19 protein-coding genes and 1 pseudogene are annotated in these 18,197 nt (G+C 73.5%); 13 read left to right on the top strand and 7 right to left on the bottom strand.

What is annotated here, in order from left to right; genetic code table 11:
* Positions 1-11: 11 nt before the first annotated feature.
* Entirely contained in the window at positions 12-779 is a 768-nt protein-coding gene (locus OG937_05165; GenBank protein ID WUD71117.1) for an NPP1 family protein, read from the bottom strand.
* A gap of 270 nt (positions 780-1,049) precedes the next feature.
* Here OG937_05165 and OG937_05160 point away from each other — a divergent pair, with 270 nt between their 5' ends.
* The 5 genes from OG937_05160 to OG937_05140 all read left to right on the top strand — a co-directional run bounded on the left by OG937_05160 (position 1,050) and on the right by OG937_05140 (position 3,941).
* Entirely contained in the window at positions 1,050-1,472 is a 423-nt protein-coding gene (locus OG937_05160; GenBank protein ID WUD71116.1) for a hypothetical protein, read from the top strand.
* A gap of 80 nt (positions 1,473-1,552) precedes the next feature.
* Positions 1,553-1,717 carry a hypothetical protein gene (locus OG937_05155; GenBank protein WUD71115.1) on the top strand — a complete coding sequence of 55 codons (165 nt, stop codon included), beginning with the start codon at positions 1,553-1,555 and terminating at the stop codon, positions 1,715-1,717.
* 106 nt (positions 1,718-1,823) lie between these two features.
* Positions 1,824-2,696 carry an aldo/keto reductase gene (locus OG937_05150; GenBank protein WUD71114.1) on the top strand — a complete coding sequence of 291 codons (873 nt, stop codon included), beginning with the start codon at positions 1,824-1,826 and terminating at the stop codon, positions 2,694-2,696.
* 94 nt (positions 2,697-2,790) lie between these two features.
* On the top strand, positions 2,791-3,246 hold the full coding sequence (locus tag OG937_05145) for a tellurite resistance TerB family protein (protein ID WUD71113.1): 456 nt from the start codon (positions 2,791-2,793) through the stop codon (positions 3,244-3,246).
* A gap of 104 nt (positions 3,247-3,350) precedes the next feature.
* Positions 3,351-3,941 (top strand): hypothetical protein, encoded by a 591-nt coding sequence (locus OG937_05140; GenBank protein ID WUD71112.1) that lies wholly within the window; start codon positions 3,351-3,353, stop codon positions 3,939-3,941.
* Positions 3,942-4,006: 65 nt separating this feature from the next.
* On the opposite strand, the gene OG937_05135 is transcribed toward OG937_05140, so the two are convergent.
* The gene (locus OG937_05135) at positions 4,007-4,453 is read right to left on the bottom strand and encodes a hypothetical protein (protein ID WUD71111.1); all 447 of its coding nucleotides are present in this window, start codon (positions 4,451-4,453) and stop codon (positions 4,007-4,009) included.
* Between the two features lie 67 nt (positions 4,454-4,520).
* Between OG937_05135 and OG937_05130 the strand changes: the two genes are divergently transcribed.
* The 4 genes from OG937_05130 to OG937_05115 all read left to right on the top strand — a co-directional run bounded on the left by OG937_05130 (position 4,521) and on the right by OG937_05115 (position 7,523).
* A complete protein-coding gene (locus OG937_05130; GenBank protein ID WUD71110.1) occupies positions 4,521-5,372 on the top strand; it encodes a DUF3626 domain-containing protein in 852 nt (283 codons plus the stop codon).
* A gap of 35 nt (positions 5,373-5,407) precedes the next feature.
* Positions 5,408-5,881 carry a hypothetical protein gene (locus tag OG937_05125; protein ID WUD71109.1) on the top strand — a complete coding sequence of 158 codons (474 nt, stop codon included), beginning with the start codon at positions 5,408-5,410 and terminating at the stop codon, positions 5,879-5,881.
* Positions 5,818-6,681, top strand: a complete 864-nt coding sequence (locus OG937_05120) for an MFS transporter (protein WUD71108.1) — start codon at positions 5,818-5,820, stop codon at positions 6,679-6,681. Before OG937_05125 ends, OG937_05120 begins: the two co-directional genes overlap by 64 nt.
* Before the next feature lie 113 nt (positions 6,682-6,794).
* Positions 6,795-7,523 (top strand): HAD hydrolase-like protein, encoded by a 729-nt coding sequence (locus tag OG937_05115; GenBank protein ID WUD71107.1) that lies wholly within the window; start codon positions 6,795-6,797, stop codon positions 7,521-7,523.
* A 145-nt stretch (positions 7,524-7,668) separates the two neighbouring features.
* On the opposite strand, the gene OG937_05110 is transcribed toward OG937_05115, so the two are convergent.
* Complete coding sequence (locus tag OG937_05110) at positions 7,669-8,514, bottom strand: patatin-like phospholipase family protein (protein ID WUD71106.1); 846 nt, start codon at positions 8,512-8,514, stop codon at positions 7,669-7,671.
* A gap of 282 nt (positions 8,515-8,796) precedes the next feature.
* Between OG937_05110 and OG937_05105 the strand changes: the two genes are divergently transcribed.
* Positions 8,797-9,084 (top strand): DUF6480 family protein, encoded by a 288-nt coding sequence (locus OG937_05105; protein ID WUD71105.1) that lies wholly within the window; start codon positions 8,797-8,799, stop codon positions 9,082-9,084.
* A gap of 45 nt (positions 9,085-9,129) precedes the next feature.
* On the opposite strand, the gene OG937_05100 is transcribed toward OG937_05105, so the two are convergent.
* Together OG937_05100 and sbnA are read right to left on the bottom strand one after the other, a co-directional pair.
* On the bottom strand, positions 9,130-10,071 hold the full coding sequence (locus OG937_05100; protein ID WUD71104.1) for an ion transporter: 942 nt from the start codon (positions 10,069-10,071) through the stop codon (positions 9,130-9,132).
* A gap of 121 nt (positions 10,072-10,192) precedes the next feature.
* Entirely contained in the window at positions 10,193-11,203 is a 1,011-nt protein-coding gene (sbnA, locus tag OG937_05095; protein WUD71103.1) for a 2,3-diaminopropionate biosynthesis protein SbnA, read from the bottom strand.
* A gap of 274 nt (positions 11,204-11,477) precedes the next feature.
* Between sbnA and OG937_05090 the strand changes: the two are divergent.
* Both OG937_05090 and OG937_05085 read left to right on the top strand, forming a co-directional pair.
* Positions 11,478-13,955, top strand: a pseudogene (locus OG937_05090) (amino acid adenylation domain-containing protein).
* A gap of 624 nt (positions 13,956-14,579) precedes the next feature.
* The gene (locus OG937_05085) at positions 14,580-14,846 is read left to right on the top strand and encodes a hypothetical protein (protein WUD71102.1); all 267 of its coding nucleotides are present in this window, start codon (positions 14,580-14,582) and stop codon (positions 14,844-14,846) included.
* A 284-nt stretch (positions 14,847-15,130) separates the two neighbouring features.
* Here the strand turns inward: OG937_05085 and OG937_05080 are convergent, their stop codons facing one another.
* Entirely contained in the window at positions 15,131-15,952 is an 822-nt protein-coding gene (locus tag OG937_05080; GenBank protein ID WUD71101.1) for an SAM-dependent methyltransferase, read from the bottom strand.
* 82 nt (positions 15,953-16,034) lie between these two features.
* Positions 16,035-16,943, bottom strand: a complete 909-nt coding sequence (locus OG937_05075) for a helix-turn-helix domain-containing protein (protein WUD71100.1) — start codon at positions 16,941-16,943, stop codon at positions 16,035-16,037.
* A gap of 160 nt (positions 16,944-17,103) precedes the next feature.
* Between OG937_05075 and OG937_05070 the strand changes: the two genes are divergently transcribed.
* Entirely contained in the window at positions 17,104-18,168 is a 1,065-nt protein-coding gene (locus OG937_05070) for a lipoate--protein ligase family protein (GenBank protein ID WUD71099.1), read from the top strand.
* The last annotated feature ends 29 nt before the right edge of the window (positions 18,169-18,197 follow it).

The following is an 18,197-nucleotide window of genomic DNA, read 5'->3' as shown; positions in this document are numbered from 1 at the left end:
CGGCGCACGCGTCAGGCGTTCGGGTCGAACGGGATGCCTGCCGGCTTGGCCTTGGCCAGGTGGCCGTTGAAGTTGCCGTCCTTCAGGCCGAAGACTGCGCTGCCGAAGTCGGCCTGGCTCAGCTTGTCGCGCAGGCCCGCAGGGTAGCCGTTCCAGCCGATCAGGTCGGGGAACTGCCAGCCGTGGTAGTGGTTCTCCGGCGGCTCGTCGTTGGTGTTGGCGGGACGGAAGCAGTGCGTGCTCGCGCCGTCCTTGTGGTAGACGACCTTGGGGTGGGTCCCGTCCCAGCGGATCTGGTCGCGGCCGTAGATGTTGAAGTTGCCGTGCGCCGACGTGGACACGTACTGGGCCTGGTTGTCCTTCACCCAGACCACGACGTGCTCCCAGTCGTTGCGGTGGCCGCCGAGGCTGATGCCGGGTATGGCCTGGTCCTTCTCGAAGTAGAGGCCGTAGATGATGGCGCACCAGCCGTTGTTGCACTTGTAGCGGGCGTAGCCGTTGGTGTTGTCCAGGTCCGACTGGTCGCGGCAGTTGCCGTTCAGGGCGCCGGTGGGGTTCAGGCCCGGGTTGATGGTCCCGTCGGGGCCGATGGCGGGGGTGGGGTAGCAGCCGTCCGTGTCGTAGTCGAACGCCGGCTGGAACGTCTGCTCCAGGCCGTCCGCGTTGGCGGGCAGGGCGGGGGGCGGGGCGGCGAACGCCGTCCCCGGAAGGGCGATCACCAGCGCGACCGCGCTGCCGACGACAGCCGGGACCCTGCCGATACGCGAGCTTCTCTTCACTTGCTTCCTCCTGGTCGACCGCGGTGGGGAGTGCACGGCCTGATTGACATGCCCGGCTCATCTTTCCCGAACCGCGGTGACGCGTCGAGCCTCGGCGGATGTCCCGGTGATGAAGCGTCAACCAATAGCGGGGGCAAGGCCGGAGGGCCGCGACGTCCCGGGACTGTCACCGCCGGGTACCGAACCCGTGTGCCCGCGGGACACGCGCCGGAGGATGGCGTTGGATGGCGGCACCGGACGTCGTGGGGGCGTTCCGACGGAGGGGGAACCATGAAGTACGCAGTGCCCGCCGCCCTGTTGCTGCTGCTCCTGACCGCGTGCGGTGGCAAGGGCGCCGAAGCGGGCGACGGATCGCCCTCCGCCGGCACGCCGGGGCCGGACGCGAGCGCGAGCGCGTCGAGGAGCGCCTCCGCGGACGACCCGGCGAAGGGCGGCGACGGCAACCCGGTCGACGCCGCGGCCTTCTGCGCCTTCCTCACCGATGAGCAGCCCAAGGTGAAGGACATCGGCTCCGACGTCGGGGCGCAGGCCGCCCTGGCGATCGACCTGGCCACCTGGATCTCCGACCACCCGGAACAGCAGCCGCGCACGGCCGCGGACTTCGACGCCGCCGCGCAGCAGGTCTGCCCCGAGGTCCGCGAGTCGATCCTCGACGCCACCGGTCACGACAGCCTCAAGGACGCGGTCGGATGACGGCCGGGCCGCTCCCCGGCGGGCCCGACACACCGCCCCGCCGCCCTTCGCCGCCCCCGCACCGGGCACGACCGAGCCTGATGCGACGAACGGCGAGGAGGCTGTGCACGGCATCGACGGGTCCTGACCGGTCGGTGCTCGCGCCGCGCTGGGACCCGGCCCGGCGCAGCGCACAGGGCGACGCCGCCGCCTCGGCGGTGACGTACGCCCTGGGCGCCATGGGCGGCGGGCAGGCGGTGAGCTGAGGGACCGGCCGGGGGGCGCCGGTCGGCGTAGTCCGCCGCGCGGGGAGCGGGCGCCGGTCCGAAGCTGGTGAGCAGCCGTCCGCGGGCCCGACGCGAGGAGACCCCCATGACATCCACGAGCGCGCAGGCCGACGCCCGCGACTCCGGCACCTTCGACCTCGGCGGCGACCTGCCCGTCCACCGGCTGGGCTACGGGACGATGCAGCTCACCGGCGAGGGCGTGTGGGGCGACCCCGCGGACCCCGACGAGGCCGTACGGGTCCTGCGGCGCGCGGTCACCCTCGGCGTCACCTTCATCGACACCGCGGACGCCTACGGCCCCTTCACCGCCGAGCTGCTCCTGCGCAAGGCCCTCCACCCCTATCCGCAGGACCTGGTGATCGCCACCAAGGCGGGTTTCGCCCGCCCGGGCCCCGGACAGTGGGTCGCGGTCGGGCGGCCCGCGTACCTGCGGCAGCAGGTGGAGCTGAGCCTGCGCCACCTGGGCGTCGAGCGCATCGACCTGCTCCAGCTGCACCGCGTCGACCCCGAGGTGCCCATCGCCGACCAGGTCGGTGAACTCGCCGCGCTGCAGCAGGAGGGCAAGATCCGGCACATCGGGCTCAGCGAGGTGACCACGTCCCAGATCGAGGAGGCCGCGAGGACCGCCACCATCGTCTCCGTGCAGAACCGCTACAACCTCGCCGACCGGGCGGCCGAGGACGTCCTCGCCCACGCCGAGCGGCACGGCATGGGCTTCATCCCCTGGTTCCCGCTCGCCACGGGCGAACTGGCGCGGAAGGGCGGCCCCCTGGACCGCATCGCCGAGGCGCACGGCGCCCAGCCCTCCCAGCTCGCCCTCGCCTGGTTGCTGCGGCGCTCCCCGGTCATGTTGCCGATCCCCGGCACGTCCAAGGTCGCGCACCTGGAGCACAACATCGCCGCCGCGGGCATCCGGCTCACCGACGAGCAGTACGAGGCGCTGACGACGGCGGTCTGACGCGGGGGAACGGCCGCCGTGCGGCGCGGCACTCGCGCCGCGAGTCCTTCGTTACCTCCTCGGCGAACGCCGGACCATCACCTGAGGAGAGACCGTGGCCCTCTGGGACCGCATCAAGGACTCGGCCGCGACGATGCAGACGCAGCTCGTCGCCAAGAAGAACGACCTGAAGAGCGGCGCCTTCCGCGACGCGAGCATGGCGATGTGCGCCCTCGTCGCCGCCGCGGACGGCACCGTGGACCCCTCCGAACGGCAGCGCGTCGCGCAGCTCATCGCGACCAACGAGGTCCTGCAGAACTTCCCGGCCGCCGACCTGCAGCGACGCTTCGACGACTGCCTCGACAAACTCACCGCCGACTTCGCCTTCGGCAAGGTCGGCATCCTCCAGGAGATCGCCAAGGCCAGGAAGAAGCCCGCCGAGGCGCGGGCCGTCATCCAGATCGGCATCGTCATCGGCGGCGCCGACGGCAACTTCGACAAGACCGAGCAGGCCGTCGTCCGCGAGGCCTGCTACGCCCTCGACCTGCCCCCGGCGGAGTTCGACCTCTGACGCTCCCCGCACGGTGCGCACGTCGGGCCGCCCCCGGGACCGGGGGCGGCCCGACGCGTCCCGGCCCTCCCCCCGCCGCGGGGGATGCTGCATCATGGCCCGCCATGGAAGCAGCACCTCTGCTCGTCCTCGTGGGCCCGGCCGCGACGGGCAAGACGACCGTCGGGCAGGGCGTCGCCGCCCGGCTCGGGCGCCCCTTCACGGACCTCGACGCGGTCGCCGACACCTACTACCGCGAGGTCGGCTGGAGCGTCGCCCGCCTGCGCGAGCGCATCACCGCCCTCGGCCGCGTGGCCGCCGAACGCGAGTGGGAGCCCGCCCGGGTCCACGCAGTGCGGCGCGTCCTCGCCGACCACCCCGGGGCGGTGATCGCGCTCGGCGCGGGCCACACCAGCTACGCCGACCCCCGCCACGCCGCACAGGTCCGCGCCGCCCTCCGCCCCTGCGCCGCGGTCCACCTGCTGCTCCCCGCCGCGGATCCGGAGCGCGCCCTCGCGGTGCTGCGCCGCCGCTCGATGGCGTCCAAGGGGACCGACTGGATCACCGACGGCCATGACTTCCTCGCGCACTGGCTCCACGACCCCACGTGCCGCGCCGTCGCGACGCACGTCGTCTGCACGGAGGGCGCCACCCCGGAACAGAGCATCGACCACGTGCTGCGCCTCCTCCCCGCCCGCCCGGACAGCCCCGTGTGAAGGTGCGTCGTGGCCGGGGCGTTCGCCGGGGTCGTCCTCGGCCGGCCGCGCGGCGACTCCCGGCGTCAGGAGGCTTGCGCCTTACGGCACTGCACCTGGGGATCGTGGGCGTTGATCTCGTCGCCGAGGCTGAGGACGCGGACCTGCAGTGCGTCCGTGCCGTCGGACGCCGGCGTGGCACCGGCCTTCAGGTCGGCGAGTTCGAGGCTCACCGAGGCCCACTCCACCGTCCGGGACAGCCCTTGGGCGAGTTCCCGCCAGTCCGAGTCGAGGCGGGCGGCCTGGGCGGCCTCGCGCGCACCCTCCTCGAGAGCGGGTACGACCTGCTCGCGGATGCCATCCCGGTCCCCGGGGACGCCGAAGTCGGCCTGCAGGAGCATCTCGTAGTTCCCGCACGCCTCACGGGCGAGGCTGCGTGCCCGGTCGTCGTCCCCCGACCCGCAGGCGCCGGCCAGGGCCGTCACGGCGAGGGCGACGGTCACGGCGACCGCGCCCAAAGATGATCTCCGCATGGACACATCATGCCTCGCCGGTGATTCGGATGTGCGAACTCCCCGTTGTCCGCGGGACACTGCGTGGATGACGGCCGACGCCACCGCCCCGACCCCGCGGGAGCGGGCCCTGCGGCACGTCACGGGGCTGTCGTCGGGGCCTCCGGTGGATCCGGCGCTACGGGTCACGCTGAACTTCCACCCGGACCGGGTGGCGCGGGGCAAGCCGGTCCTGCAGGCCCTGTCCGAAGGCGGCGTCTACCACTCGCAGTTCGTCACGGGGACGAGCAACGGCGGCATGACCGCCTGGCCGGGCGGTGACCGGTGGCGGTGGGAGAGCCGCATCTTCAACGGTGCGTACGATGCCGCGCCGCCCGCCGAACGACCCGTCTACGGGGCGCTGAACTTCCGCCGCAAGACGGTCGGCGCCGCGCCGCGGTTCGGGTCCGCCCACTTCCGACTGAGCGCCGGGACGGTGGCCCGGACGACGTTCTGCTACCCGGACAGCTTCTTCGAGCCCTCGGACTTCGGCGTCGGGGAGCGCATGGACCTGGTCGCGCTCGCCCTGGCCGATTCCAGGGACGCCCTCGACGACTACATCGAGGCGCAGGTCCACGGACCGGTGCGGCTGGACCGCGATGTCGAGGCGCTGGTCCTGGACCCCTGCTACCGGGGCACGGCCGTCGAGGACGCCGCCCGCCGGCTGCCCTGCCCCGTGGAGTGGCACGGCGGCTTCCGGCTCACCGTCGAGGAACTCCGGCTACGCCCCGCGTACCGCGGCCAGGAGTACGTGGACCTGGGAGCCGGGATAGCGGTCGGCGGCCTGCTCGACCCCCGCGTCATCGGCACGGCCGCCGCGACCGGCCGCCACGACCCTCAGGCGCTCAAGAAGGTGTGGCACTGCCTCGCCCGCTTCGGGGCGGTCGGCGTCCGAAGTTGACGTGGCGTCGGATAATGGATCGCGGGATGGGGACGATGACCACAGCACGCTTCACTGCCCGTTTCACCGCCGCATGGCTTCCGCTGTCCGGTGCCCTCTTCCGGCGGCACTTCGCGGCGCGGGTGCTGTCGTGGACCGGGACCGCGGTCTCGCCCATCGCGCTGGCGTTCGCCGTGCTCGGGATCGGCGGGGGCGTCGGCGGGCTCGGGGTCGTGCTGGCGGCCGACATGGCAGCACGAGCGGCGCTGCTGCTGGTCGGGGGCGCGGTGGCGGACCGGTGGCCCCGGTCCACGGTGCTGGTCGCGGCCAACGTCGTCGCCGCCGTGGGTCAGGGCTGCGCAGCTGCGCTGGTGTGGTCCGGGACCGCCCAGGTCTGGCACCTGGCGGTGTCGGCGGCGTGGCGGGGGCGTTCATCGGGCCCGCGTCGAGCGGGGTGCTCCGTGCGGTGGTGCCGCCGGAACAGCTCCGGCAGGCCAACGCGCTGCTGCGGCTGGCGCAGAACTCGGTGAAGGTGGCCGGCCCGGCGCTGGGCGGCATCGTGGTGGCGGCGGCCGGGCCGCAGTGGGCCATCGCCTGGGACGCGGTCACGTACCTGGCCGCGGGACTCCTCTCCCTCCGCCTCCGCACCCCGCCGCCGCCCGATGCGCGCCGGCGGACCGGCGGCCTGCGGCCCGGCGAGGGATGGCGGGAGATCGCCGCGCGTCCGTGGCTCCGGCTGCTGCTGGTCCAGGGGACGGTGGTGGTGCCCGTGTGGCTGGTGTCGTTCCAGACGCTGGGGCCCGCCTACGCGGAGGAGCACTTGGGCGGTGCGGCAGCGTGGGGCTTGGCCATGACCGGCTTCACCGCGGGAATCCTCGTGGGCGCCGCCGTGGCGCTGTGGTGGCACGTCCGCCGCGTGGGCCGGCTGCTCTGCGCGGGGACCGCGCTGATGGCGCTGCCCATGCTCACCATGGCGGCCGGTACGGGCCTTCCGGCCGTGGGGGCCGGGTACTTCCTGGCCGGTGCAGGGGAGGCACTGGTGTCGACGGTGTGGACCCTGCTGCTCCAACGCCGCGTTCCCGACGAGGCGTTCGGCCGGGTCATCGCGTTCTCCAGCCTGCTGCAGCTTGCCCCTGTCCCCCTGGCCTCCCTGACGGCCGCGCCGATGGCCCACGCTTTCGGAGTGCGGCCGGCGCTGGCCGGCTGCGGCCTGGTCACGCTCGGCGCCGTCGTGGTTCCGCTGGTGCGCCGTCGGGTCCGCGTGCTGTGCCTGCCGGCGAGCGGGGAGGAGGAGGGGCTGCCCCGGCGCAGACCCCAGCCGCAGTCCTGAGCTGTGACCGGCTACGACGTGTGGCGTGCGAACCGGCCGGTGCGTGCCCCGGTCACCGCCCGGAGCTCCGCCGGGCCTGGCGGTCGCCGTGGGGCGTGCGGTAGGAAGATCGAATGACACAGCCTCCCGTCTGCGGCCCGGAAGGGCCCCTGCGTGCCGCGGTCGTCGCCCGTGGGTTCGTGCCCGTGCGTGCCGTTCTCTTCGACTTCTCCGGGACGCTGTTCCAGATCGCGTCGTACGCGGACCGGATCCGCGCGGTGCTCGAACGGCCTGTGACCGAAGCGGAGATGGACCGGCTGCTGGACGGGCTGGAGGCGGGGCTCACGGACCCCGAGGTGGTGCGCGCGCAACCGGGCCGGGACGTCTCCTCGAAGGCGCACCGTCACGCTTTCACGACGTGGTACGCCTCCGTCGCCGAACTCGCCCCGTACGCCGACGCGCTCTACGAGCAGCTGCGGGCGCCCGGCCACTGGGTTCCGTACGCCGATGCCGGGGCCACGCTGGAGGCCTTGCGGGGCGCGGGCATCCCCATGGGCGTCGTCAGCGACGTGGGCTGGGATCTGCGGCCGACCTTCGCTCACCACGGGCTCGACCACCACTTCTCGGCGTGGGTGCACTCCTACGCGTACGACACCGAGAAGCCCGACGCCGTCCTGTTCGCGCACGCCTGCCGTCAACTGGGCGTCGATCCGGCCGAGACGCTCATGGTGGGTGACCACCCGGCCAAGGACGGCGGTGCGGCCGGCGCGGGACTGCGCTCGTACGTCCTGCCGGCAGGTGCCGCCCCCGGCGGGCACCGGGGGCTGGACGCGGTGCTCCGGCTGGCCGGGGTGGGGTCGTGAGCGGCCCGGAGGGGATCCGGTCCTGGCACCTCACACGGAGCTGAACCAGCGGTGGCAGGTGGGCCGGGCCCCTTTCTCGGCCGCCTCCGCCTTCAAGACCTCTGGTTCGGGGAGGGGCGATGTCCCTCCGCCGCCCGCCGGGTGCTCAGGCTCGGCTCCACTCGATCTTCAGCTCGCGCCCCTGTGCCCGCCCGGCCTCGGCGGCGGGCCGGCGGGTGGCGGGGTCGAGCGGGTTCGTGCCGATCGCCGCCAGTGACGCCTCGTCCGGTTCGGCCACCGCCACCTCGGCGCCCGCGGCCCGTAGGTCCGCCAGGGCCCGCTCCAGGGGCAGTTCGCTGGGGAACAGTTCCGTGACCCCCATCGGCGCGATCGCCAGCACGCGCGACGATCCCCCGGCGTAGTCGGCGTTCGTGGCGGACCGTACGCCGCCGTCGACGAAGCGGCGCCCCTCGATCGTCACGGGGGGCCAGATGCCCGGCACGGCGCAGCTCGCCGCGACGGCGTCCACGAGACCCACGCCGCAGGAGCCGTCGAAGACCCGCGGCTGCCCCGTCTCCGCGTCCACGGCGACGATCCGCACCGTCCGGGAGGCGGGCCAGTCGTGCGAGGGAAGACGGGACTCGATCACCCGCCGCCGTTCCGCCTCCGGCACGGTCTCGGCGCCCAGGGCGTACCTGCCGACCGCGCGCCGCATGTCGGGGACGGAGGCCGCGCCCTGCAGCACTTCGGCGATGCCCGCGCCGAAGTTCGCCAGGTCCACGTCCGCCATGATCTCGGCCGACTGCAGCTCCGGCTCGGTCTGCCGGGCGTAGAGCTCTTCCAGCGACAGCCCGCTGCCCAGTTGCGCCGCGACCGTCGCCCCCGCCGACGTCCCGACCAGCACGTCGGCTCCCGTCACGTCCTGCCCCGCGTCCGCGAGCCCCGCCAGCAGTCCGGTGATCCAGGCGATCCCGGCGACGCCCCCGCCACCGAGCACCAGTGCGTCGGTCATCTTCCGCCCTCCCTCGGGGTTGCCCTCGTCGGCCCTCGTCCCATCCTCTCCCATGGCGGCCGGATCATCCGGTTCCGCGAAGAGGGCGTGCGACGTCGGCCACCCGGCGTGACGCGCTGGTCACGCCGGTTCCCTGATCGTGGATCCCTTCGTGCGGATATAAGATGAATCGCCCGGGTGGTGCGCGGCGGAGACCTCCGTGGACCCCGGCTGCCGCGGCCCGAGGTGACGCCATGCGGGGCGATTCCCGCGTCCGCCACAGGAACGTCCGGAGTGGTGAGCATGTCCGAGACCCTGATTCCTCCCCGGCCGGTGATCGGCCCCACGATCGGCCCGGCGTTCGGCGCCGCGACCGGCACCGCCGCGCAGCCCGCGCCGGCCCTGCGCCCGCACCGGGACCGGGTGGCGCCCACCCCGACGCCGGCCTGCGAGGAGAGCACGACCGCGGGCATTTCGTACACCGAGCCCCCGGAGGTCCCGAAGACCTGGGAGATCGTGGCCCTGGTGGCGATCTTCGCCGTCACGCTCCTGATCGCCGTGGGGATGTTCGGCCGGGTCCTGACGCTCTGACCGTCGCCGGCGGCACATGGTCCAGGACGCCGGGCGCGCCCGTCCTCAGGTCGGGGCCGGTGACCCGGCCGTACGTCCGCCGGGCGGGGCGGCAGGGGCGGCCGGGGCGGCGGTTCCGGGGCCCGCGCTCTGCGCGCCCACGAGATCGAGCCCGGCCTCCAGTTCGTCCAGGGCCCGCCGGGCGGCGGCGAGACGTTCCCGCAGGTGGTCGGGCGGCGGCTCGCCCTCGGTCGGCCGGGGCGGCGACTCGCGCCCGCGCTCCAGTTGCCTGGCCTCCTCCAGCGAGCTGATGACCACGCCGATGAGCAGGTTGACCAGCACGAACGAGCCGAGCAGCACATAAGAGGCGTAGTAGAGCAGGCTCCAGCGCGAGATCTCCAGGCCGCCCCGGACGGCGTCGCCGATGCCGTCGAGGGTGATCAGCAGGAAGAGCGACAGGGCGGCCCGCCCGACGGACCCGTAGTGCTCGGGGTCGTCGTCGGCGAAGAAGACCCAGCCGGTCATGGCGTAGACGTACAGCAGCATCGTGCCGACGAGCAGGAAACTGAACGTGCCCGGGAGGCTCTTGCCGACGGCCACGATGATGATGCGCAGCTGCGGCAGGAAGCGGGCGGCGCGCACGACCCGGGCCAGCCGCAGCAAACGCAGCACCGTGGCGTTCTCGCGCGCGAAGGGCAGGTAGGCCAGCGTCACCACGGCCAGGTCGAAGACGTTCCACGGGTCGCGGAGGAAGTCCCTGGGGCGGTCGGCGTGGGCGCAGGCCCGTAGGGCGACCTCGGCGGTGAAGGCCGCGAGGAAGGCGTGCTCCACCAGTTTCAGGGGGCCGTGCCAGCGTGCGGCGATGCCGTCGTACGTCTCGACGCCGAGGACGGCCGCGTTGGCCAGGACGAGGGCGAAGACGGTGACGCCGAACCACTCGGAGTCGACCACGCGACGGCAGCGTGCGGCGAGCGCATGGCCCGGGGGAGTGGCGATGTGTTCGGCCATGTGCGTGTACCCGGTCCTCCGCTGCCGCCTGCCTGTTGATCCGACTGAAGTGGATCTTATGGCCGGGCAGGCTGGCCCGGGGCCCATGGACGCGCTCAACTGGGCTTCGGGCGGCGGTGGTTCAGGGGGTCCGGGCGGCGGCGATAGCACCGGCGGGGCGCGGTGCGGGGTCGTCGGGGCCGGCGAGCGCGTCATCGCCGTAGAGGTCCTTGACCCAGGGGGTGTGGTAGACGGTGTCGAGGTAGCGTTCGCCGAGGTCGGGGGCGATGGCGACCGCCGTGAGGCCGTCGTGGCCGCGGTCGGCGAGCCAGTCGGTGGCGGCGCTGACGACGGTTCCGGTGGAGCCGCCGAAGAGGAAGCCGCGGCGGGCCAGGCGGTGGCAGGTGCGGATGGCGTCCGCCTCCGCGACGTGGACGACCTCGTCCACGCACGCGGTGTCGAGCAGCGGCGGGCGGACGCTCGTGCCCAGCCCGGGGATCATGCGCCGGCCGGGGGCGCCGCCGAAGGTGACCGAGCCCGCGGTGTCGACGGCCACGACGCGGACGCGGGGATGGTGGCGGCGGAAGTAGCGGGCGCAGCCCATCAGCGTGCCGGTCGTGCCCGCGCCGACGAACAGGACGTCCAGGGCGGGGAAGCGGGCGGCGATGGCCGGGGCGGTCGTGCGGTAGTGGGCCCGGCCGTTGTCGGGGTTGGTGTACTGGTTCAGCCACACGTAACGGTCGTCGGCGGCGCACAGCGCGCGGACGTGGTCGATGCGGGCCCGCAGCCAGCCCCCGACGGGAGCGGGTTCGGTGATCAGGTGCACCCGGGCGCCGAGGGCGGCGATCATCTGCCGGGTGGCCAGGTTGCAGCGGGTGTCGGTCACGCACACGAAACGGTGGCCGCGGTTCGCGGCGATCATGGCCAGGGCCACGCCGAGGTTGCCCGACGAGGACTCGACGAGGACCGAGCCGGCCCCGAGGCGTCCGCTGCGCTCGGCGGCCCCGATCATGGCGGCGGCTGCCTTGAGTTTGATCGACCCCGCGAAGTTGAAGCCCTCGCACTTGAGGAACAGCCGCTGCGCGAGGACGGGTTCGAGGTCGACGTACAGATCGTCCTCGTTGAAGTCCTGGGGTGCGGATATGACCGGCACGGTGTCTCCTTCCGGGGTGGTCGTGCTTCCAGTGACACCCATCGGGAGCTGTCCGTCATGTCACCGGAATCCGTGACTTGACGCCGTCGGCGAGCGCCGTTACGGGCGGCCACCGAACGGGCGGGGCGGGCGGATTATCGGGACGTACGCCGACGCGTCAAGTACCGAATTGCCGGGGCAGGACAGGCCGTCGGCGCCGGTGCCTACTGGAGGGCGGCGCCCCCGGCACACCGACGACCCGACGCCACCGCATCGCACCGGAAGGACGACCCCGATGGACACGTACGCGCACACCGGCCGCAGGTTCTGGCACTCCATGGTGACCACCGGCGGGTTCACCTCGATACCGCGCTGGACCTGCCGGCCGTCCCCACCGGGCACCGCCGTGCACCGGCTGGGGCTCCCGGACGGGCTGGTGGCGGCCTTGCGACGGCAGGCGTACCGCCTCGGCGTGCCGCTGCGCTCGATGCTGCCGGCCGCGCACGCCAAGGTGCTGGCGGCCCTGTCGGGGGAGGCGGAGGTGGTCACCGGCTACGCCGTCGAGGACGGAAGGGTGCTCCCGTGCCGGCTGTCGGCGGCCGCCGCCACCTGGCGCGGGCTGGTGCTGGCCACGCACCGCGTGGAGGCGCAGGTGCTGGCCTTCCAGGACTACCCGGTCGGTGAGCTGAGCCGCGAGCTCGGGATGACCGGCCCGCTGTTCGAGACCGTCTGCGACCCGGCGGGCGTGGGCGCCGGTGTGGCCGTCGGCGCGGACGGCGCACCGGACGGGTCCACGGTGCTGCGGGTGGGCCTGGGCGCCCACGAGGGCCGTCCGGTACTGGAGCTGGGCTACCGCACCGACGTGCTGGACGAGCCGGCGGCAGCCCGGATCGCCGGCTACCACCTGACCGCCCTCACCCTGATGGCCGCCGACGTCGACGCCGAGCACGCAGGTCAGAGCCTGCTCACGGCGGAGGAGACCCGGCTGCAGCTCGACGGCATGGCGGGGCCCCGGCGCAGGTTGCCCGACCGGCGCTTCCACGAACTCTTCGAGGAGCGGGCGGCACGCCGGCCCGAGGCGGTGGCGGCCGTCCACGCCGGCCGGCGGTGGACGTACGGGGAGCTCAACGCCCGCGCCAACCGGCTGGCCCACGCCCTGCTGGCCCGCGGGCTGCGGGCCGAGGACGTGGTCGCGGTGGTCACCGGGCGGAACCTGGACTGGCTGGCCGCGGTCCTGGCCGTCCTCAAGGCCGGGGGCGCGTACCTGCCCGTCGAGCCGCACCTGCCGCCCGGCCGGATCGCCGCCGTCCTCACCCGTGCCGCCTGCACGACCGTCATCACCGAGCACGGCAGCACCGAGGCCCTGGAACGGGCCCTGCCCGGGCTGCCCGGCACCACGACCGTCTTCGTGGAGGAGGCCCGCGCGGAGGAGCACCCGCCGTCCGATCCCGGTGTCCCCGTGGCCGGCGACCAGCTGGCGTACCTGTACTTCACCTCCGGCTCGACCGGGGAGCCCAAGGGCGCGATGTGCGAGCACGCCGGATTCCTCAACCACCTCTACGCCAAGATCGACGACCTCGGCATCGGGGAGGGCCAGGTCGTCGCCCAGACCGCGCCGCAGAGCTTCGACATCTCCCTGTGGCAGCTGACCGCCCCGCTGCTGGCCGGAGGGCGGGTCCTCGTCGTCGAGCAGGACGTGGTCCTGGACGCCGACCGCTTCCTCGACACGGTCGCCGGGGAACCGGTCGAGGTGCTGCAGCTCGTCCCCTCCCACCTGGACGTCGTGCTGTCCGCGCTGGAGAGCCGGCCGCGGCGCCTGCCGGACCTGCGGTGCGTCTCGGTGACCGGGGAGGCGCTGAAGAAGGACCTCGTCGAGCGCTGGTTCGCCGCCGTGCCGGGGACCCGGCTGGTGAACGCGTACGGGCTGACCGAGACCAGCGACGACACCAACCACGCGGTCATGGACCGTCCCCCCGAGTCCGACTGGGTCCCCGTCGGCCGGCCGGTCAACAACGTCCGCGTGTACGTCGTCGACGAGCGCCTGGCGCCCGTCCCGCTGGGTGCTCCCGGCCTGATCGCGTTCTCGGGGATCTGCGTCGGCCGGGGCTACGTGAACGACCCCGAGCGCACCCGCGAGGCCTATCTGCCCGACCCTCACCACCCCGGGGCCTGGCTCTACCGCAGCGGTGACGTCGGCCGCTGGCATCCCGGGGGCCGGCTGGAGTTCCTCGGCCGGACCGACGACCAGGTGAAGATCCGCGGCTTCCGCATCGAGATCGGCGAGATCGAGAACACCCTCACGCGCGCCGACGGCGTGCGTGACGCCGCCGTGGTCCTGACGGACCACGGGACCCGGCTGGCCGCCTTCTGCACCGGGGACCGGCCGCTGCCCGCGGCCGCGCTCCACGAACACCTGGCGGCGGCGCTGCCCGCCTACATGATCCCGGCGGCCTTCCACTGGCTGGAGCGCCTGCCGCTGACCGGCAACGGGAAGACCGATCGCGAGGCCCTGGCCGCGCTCGCCGGCCGTACGGACCCTGCCGGTGCCCACCAGCCGCCGCACACGGCGGCCGAACGCCGTCTGGCCACCGCCTGGGCTCAGGCGCTCGGCATCGCGGACCACCGCGTCGGCCGCGGTGACCACTTCTTCGACCGGGGCGGTACCTCACTGGCCGCGGTGCGCCTGGCGATCCTGCTGGACCGCGACGTCACCCCCGCCGACGTCAACGCCCACCCGGTGCTGGCCGACCTCGCCGGGACGTTGGAGGCCCGGCGGCGCGTGGGCGGGCCGCAGGACGGGGAGCTCAGGCAGCCGGGGGCCGGCACTGCCGGAGGTCCGCCGGCACCGGCCCGTCGACACCCGGCACCGGCGGCGGCGCCGGGCGCTGGCACGCGGGACACAGCTGATGCCCCCGCGCCGTGATCCGGGTGCCCCACCCGAGGCAGACCGCGCAGCTGCGCGCCGCGGCCAGGTCGGGATGCGGGACGGCGGGAGCGGAGTGTGCTCCGTGGGACATCCGGGACTCCTTGGGGTGCACGGAGAGGCGGCATGATGTCGGGCCTTATGGGCTCTTTATCCAGGTATAAGCGGAATGCCCCATTTTGGACAAACGCGGTGCGTCACCGACCGCGCACCATCGGAGACATCGGCGGGCGGCGGTCCCGCCGCCCGCAACGGGAATGACATCGTCCGCCCGGCGGTTGCACACAACGCGGGTGACCGGTGGCGGGAGTACGCGACCTGGCGCGTGGGGGCCGCGCAGCGGTACGTCCCCACGCGGCCGCCGGGGAGCGGCGACCGGCACCCGCCTCATTCCCGCGCCGGTCCGGCCCCCATCCGGGCCGGCGCAGGCTGCGTCCCCGGGGATTGTCGGTGCCGGGTGGCACCGTGGACACCATGGACGAGGTGATAGAGCCCAGGGTCTACGGTGCCGACGTGGACGACCCGCATCCGGGCCCCAAGCCGGGGCACGTCTACCGGGAACTGGTCGGCGGCCCGCTGGACGGGCTGCTGCTCGACGTGACCGGCTGGACCGCGCCGCAGCACTCGGCGGGCGCGGAGCTGCGCACCGACATCGGCCGTTTCGGCCCGGGCGGGCGCGCCCGGTACGCCCCTCGCGACGGGGACACCGCCCACTGGGACTGGCACGGCGACAGCCGCTGACCGCCCCCGGGGTCGCGGACGCCCCGTCACGGTCGCGTCCACCGGGCCGGGTTGCCGCGGGGGCCCCGGGTGGGTCAGTCCGGCTCGCCGGATCGCGCCCCGGGGTGTCTGATGAACACAGCGGTCCCGGGGCCCCGGAGTGGCCCCCGGTTGGTCCCGGGCCGCTCTTCTCGCCGTGTCCGGCCCTGCCCGGACCGCCCGGCGCCCGCCGCGGAGTTCACGGGCGCGTGGTCGACGCGGAGGGCGGGCGAGGGCACCGGCGGCGAGCCCTTTAGGGCCGCCGGTTACGGCTTCCTGGCCATCCCGGCGGCGATGAGACGCTCCCAGACGGTGAGTTCGCGCTCGGTGTCGCCGATGCGGGAGACGCCGTCGCTCGCGTCCGGGCGCCACAGCGACGCGGGGACGATCCCCGGCTCCAGGACCTCCAGGCCGTCCAGCAGGTCCTCGATCTCCTTGTCGGTGCGCCACCGCCCGCGGCCGAAGGTCTGCTGGAGGATCCGCTCCGACTCGGCGGTCTCCGGGTTGTTGCCGGACCGGAAGTGGCTGACGAAGAAGTAGCTGCCGGAGGGCACTTGGTCGCGCCAGTAGCCGACGATGCCCGCCGGGTCCTCGTCGTCGTTGACGTGGTGGAGGATGGCGCTGAGGATGACGGCGACGGGCTTGTCGAAGTCGATCACCTCGAGGGTGTCCGGGTGGTTCCGGATGACCTCGGGTTCGCGTATGTCGGCCTGGATGACGCGCGTGTCGTCGTTCTGCTCCAGCAGCGCCCGGCCGTGGGCGAGCACGATCGGGTCGCTGTCCACGTACACCACCGTGGAGCCGGGGGTGTGCCGCTGGGCGACCTGGTGGACGTTGTCCGCGGTCGGCAGACCGCTGCCCAGGTCGACGAACTGGCGTACACCGGTCGTGGTGGCGATCTCCCGGATCGCGCGGATCAGTGCCGCGCGGTTGGCGAAGGCGATCGCCACCGAGCCGGGCAGGTCCTTCTTGAACACGTCGCCGATCTCCCGGTCGACGGCGTAGTTGTCCTTGCCGCCGAGCAGGTAGTCGTAGACGCGTGCGATGCTTGGTCTGGTCTGGTCGACCCAGGAGACGTCGTCCGTCATGACACCCATCCTTCTCCGCGATGACGCCGGGCAACCGTCATCCTAGGGAAGACCGTGGGCAGTTCACCCCCGGCGGTGGTGCTCAGCCCATGCGGTCGATGAGGCGGGTCAGGATCCGGCCGGTGTTGCGGGGCGGCTGCGACTCGGCGGCGAGCCGGTCCATGACGGTCAGGTAGTGCTCCACGTCGTCCTGCTTGTCCAGGTAGAGCGCGCTCGTCAGCTGCTCCAGGTAGACGATGTCGGGCAGGTCCGGCTCCGAGAAGCGCAGGATGGTGACGGGGCCGCCGGCGGCGGCCAGACCGCCGATGTCGAACGGGGCGATCTGCAGCGTCACGTTGGGGAGCGCGGCCACCTTCATCAGGTGCTCCAGCTGACCACGCATCACCTCGACGCCGCCGAGCGGCCGGTGGAGGCAGGCCTCGTCGAGCACGACCCACAACTGCGGCGCGTCCACCTTGGCGAGCAGGTCCTGACGGGTCATCCGCAGGTCGACACGGCGGCTGATCTCCCGCTCGGTCGCGCGGGGGTGGCCGAGCCTGGTGACGGCCCGGGCGTACGCCTCCGTCTGCAGCAGGCCGGGGACGAACTGCACCTCGTAGGTGCGGATGGTGTGGGCGGCCTCCTCCAGGCCGATGTGCGTCTCGAACCAGCTCGGCAGGACGTCGGCGTACTGGTGCCACCAGCCGGGGGTGTTGGCCCGCAGGGCGAGCCCCAGCAGGTCGGCGCGCTCCTGCGCGTCGGTCACGCCGTACAGGGTGAGGAGGTCGGCGACGTCGCGCTCCTTGAACCCCACCCGGCCCAGCTCCAGGCGGCTGATCTTCGCGTGCGACGCGCGGATCGCCTCGCCGGCCGCCTCGCGGCTGATCTGCCGGGACTCGCGCAGCCGGCGCAGCTGCGTGCCCAGGACGATGCGGAGCACCGTCGGCCCGCCGCGCTGCGCGGCGAGCGGCGAACCGGTGGCGGGCTCGTGGCCCGGCCGGGCGGCAGTCATGTCGGATCCCCCTGAACGACTGGTTGCGGATTCAGTGTTCCATCGCCGGGCCCGTCAGTACAGGCACATCCGCATCGCGGCGGCGTGCCCGGAGCCCACGGCGTACGAGCCCGGCGCACCGGCCGGGAGTAAAGGGGCGGCCGGGACGGTTGTCGTCAGCATGCACGGTGAGTACAAGGTGCCCGGTGGCAAGCTCGTGGTCGTGGACCTCGACGACCACGACGGGGTCCTCCGGAATGTTCGCGTCGCAGGCGACTTCTTCCTCGAGCCGGACGAGGCGATCACCGCCATCGACCGGGCGCTCGAGGGCGCTCCCGCCGACACCGACGCCGCCGGCCTCACGGCCCGGATCGAGGCGGCCCTGCCCGAGGGGACGGTCATGTACGGCCTGACCGCGGAGGGGGTCGCCGTCGCCGTACGGCGGGCCCTCGCCCAGGCCACGGACTGGACGGACTACGACTGGCAGCTGATCCACGAGGGACCGCAGTCCCCGGCCCTGCACATGGCCCTCGACGAGGTCATCACCGCGCAGGTCGCGGCCGGCCGCCGTCCGCCGACCCTGCGCGTGTGGGAATGGGGCGGACCCGCGGTCGTCATCGGCAGCTTCCAGTCCCTCGCCAACGAGGTCGACGCGGAGAACGCCGAGCGCCACGGCCTGACCGTCGTGCGGCGGATCTCGGGCGGCGGCGCGATGTTCGTGGAGCCCGGGAACACCATCACGTACTCCCTGTCGGTGCCCGCCTCCCTGGTGTCGGGGCTCTCCTTCGCCGACTCCTACGCCTACCTCGACGACTGGGTGCTCGACGCCCTCGGGGACATGGGCATCAAGGCCTGGTACCAGCCGCTCAACGACATCGCCACCGAGGCCGGCAAGATCGCCGGCGCCGCGCAGAAGCGCGTGGTCGCCCCCGACGGGGGCGCGGGTGCGGTCCTCCACCACGTGACGATGTCCTACGACATCGACGCCGACAAGATGCTCCAGGTGCTGCGCATCGGACGCGAGAAGATGTCCGACAAGGGCACCCGCAGCGCCCAGAAGCGCGTCGACCCGTTGCGCCGCCAGACCGGGCTGCCGCGCGAGGCCGTCATCGACCGGATGATCGATTCCTTCCGCGCCCGCTACGGCCTCACGGACGGGAGCATCAGCGCCGAGGAGCTCGCACGCGCCGAGGAACTCGTCGCCGCGAAGTTCGGCACCGCGGAGTGGACCGCTCGCGTGCCGTGACGCACGCGCCCGACCCTCGTCTTTGACTC

The sequence above is a fragment of the Streptomyces sp. NBC_00510 genome (assembly GCA_036013505.1).
Lineage (GTDB): Bacteria > Actinomycetota > Actinomycetes > Streptomycetales > Streptomycetaceae > Actinacidiphila.
This window is presented reverse-complemented; position numbering and strand designations above follow the sequence as displayed.